The 1,698-nt window shown below is 71.6% G+C and carries 3 protein-coding genes; 2 read left to right on the top strand and 1 reads right to left on the bottom strand.

Features of this window, described 5'->3' with window-relative positions; translation table 11 throughout:
• Positions 1 to 45: 45 nt before the first annotated feature.
• Together AB4Y86_RS18310 and AB4Y86_RS18305 are read left to right on the top strand one after the other, a co-directional pair.
• A complete protein-coding gene (locus AB4Y86_RS18310; RefSeq protein WP_441403570.1) occupies positions 46 to 426 on the top strand; it encodes a TadE family type IV pilus minor pilin in 381 nt (126 codons plus the stop codon).
• Positions 427 to 437: 11 nt separating this feature from the next.
• Entirely contained in the window at positions 438 to 827 is a 390-nt protein-coding gene (locus tag AB4Y86_RS18305; RefSeq protein ID WP_441403569.1) for an Rv3654c family TadE-like protein, read from the top strand.
• A gap of 75 nt (positions 828 to 902) precedes the next feature.
• Here AB4Y86_RS18305 and AB4Y86_RS18300 read toward each other — a convergent pair.
• On the bottom strand, positions 903 to 1,698 hold a 796-nt coding region (locus tag AB4Y86_RS18300; protein WP_441403568.1), incomplete at its 5' end, for a Zn-binding domain-containing protein.

Here is a 1,698-nt window from a genome sequence, read left to right as displayed (position 1 = left end):
CCGCGATCCCGATGGCACCGCCCCGGCGAGCCATGCCGCGGCGCTGTGACGGCCGAGTTCGCCGTCGCTCTGCCGGCGGTCCTGCTGGTGCTGGGCTTGTTGCTGGCCGGTTCCGCCGCCGGGCTGACGCAACTCCGGCTCGAGGAGGCTGCCCGGGCCGGTGCCCGGGCGCTCGCCCGCGGCGAGGATGCCGTTGCGGTTAGCGGAATCGTCCGGCAATTCGCCGGGGATTCGGCGCGGGCAACCGTGGCTGCCGACGGCGGATGGATCAGCGTCACGGTCTCAGGCACGGTCAGCGGGGCCGCGGGTTCGCTGGTCCCGTGGACCCTCACCGCCAGGGCCTGGGCGCGAAGTGAATCCTCGGACGCGCCGGCGGCGTCTGCCCCGCGGACGGCGGCGCCCCTGGCCCTCCGCCGTGAGGCATGATGCGGGCGCCGGTGCAGAACCCGGAACTGGGTGCGGGCACTGTTCTCGCCCTTGGCCTGGTACTGGTGCTGCTGTTGGCGATGACCACAGTGGTGGCGCTGGGACAGGCCGCCGTGATGGCGTCGAAGTCGGCGACCGCCGCGGACCTAGCGGCCCTCGCAGCGGCGGATGCCGCCAGGGGTCTCACCGTCGGCGAGGCCTGTGCTGTCGCCGTGGACGTCGCGGCACGGCACGACGCGCTGTTGGTGGACTGTGTGGTCGAGTCCGGCGATACCGTTCAGGTCCGCACGGAACTCCGGTTCCGCACGGCCTTCGGTGCGGCCTTTGGCCGCGCCCGGGCGGGCCCTCCGCCCGCCTTGGACGTGGGACCCCCGCCGGGGCTGCCTACCCCGAGCCGCTGACCGCGAAGGCAGGCCAAGGTAGGCAGCCCCCCGCCGCCCGGTTGCAGCCGAGCGGTTCCCTGGCCAGCTATACAGCTACGCCGGGCGGCCGGCGACCTGTCCGGCGAGTGGGTCGGCGGCCGCCGTTCCCGGTTCGGCCGCGGGGCCGCCCATGAGGTCGGTGGCGTCGGTCAGCAGCATCTCGATCAGCGCGACCGCGGCGTCCTTGTCCAGGGGGTTGTTCTTGTTGCCGCATTTGGGGGACTGCACGCAGGACGGGCAGCCGGACTCGCATTCGCAGGCCTTGATGGCATCGCGCGTCGCGGACAGCCACACCCGGGCCTTGTCGTAGCCGCGCTCGGCAAAACCAGCCCCGCCGGGGTGGCCGTCGTACACGAAGATCGTCGGCACCCCGGTGTCCGCGTGGATGGCGGTGGACACCCCGCCAATGTCCCAGCGGTCGCTGGACGCCACCAGCGGCAGCAACCCGATCGAGGCGTGCTCGGCCGCGTGCAACGCTCCGGGGAACTGCGCCTCGATCAGCCCGGCACCCGTCAGGGAGCGGTTGTCCATCACAAACCAGACCGCCTTCGTGAACAGATCCCGGGCGCCGAGTTCCAGCGGTTCCTCGCCGAGGATCTCGTTCGAAATCAGCGCCTTGCGCTGGAAGGAGACCACTTGGGTCGTCACTTTCACGTCGCCGAAGTGCACCGCGACGTCTCCCCACTGCGTGGTGCGCAGCGTCTCCAGGACCTCGATCTGGGTCACGTCGCGTGCCGTGGTGTAGTAGTCGGGGTTGGCCCGCCGCACCACGACGCAGTGCTCGCCCTCGTTCAGCTCCTCGACGACGTAACTCTCGCCCTGGTGGACGTAGACGGCGCCGGTGTGTGCC

It is taken from the genome of Arthrobacter sp. 2YAF22_2 (assembly GCF_052114645.1).
Taxonomy (GTDB): Bacteria; Actinomycetota; Actinomycetes; order Actinomycetales; family Micrococcaceae; genus Arthrobacter.
This window is presented reverse-complemented; position numbering and strand designations above follow the sequence as displayed.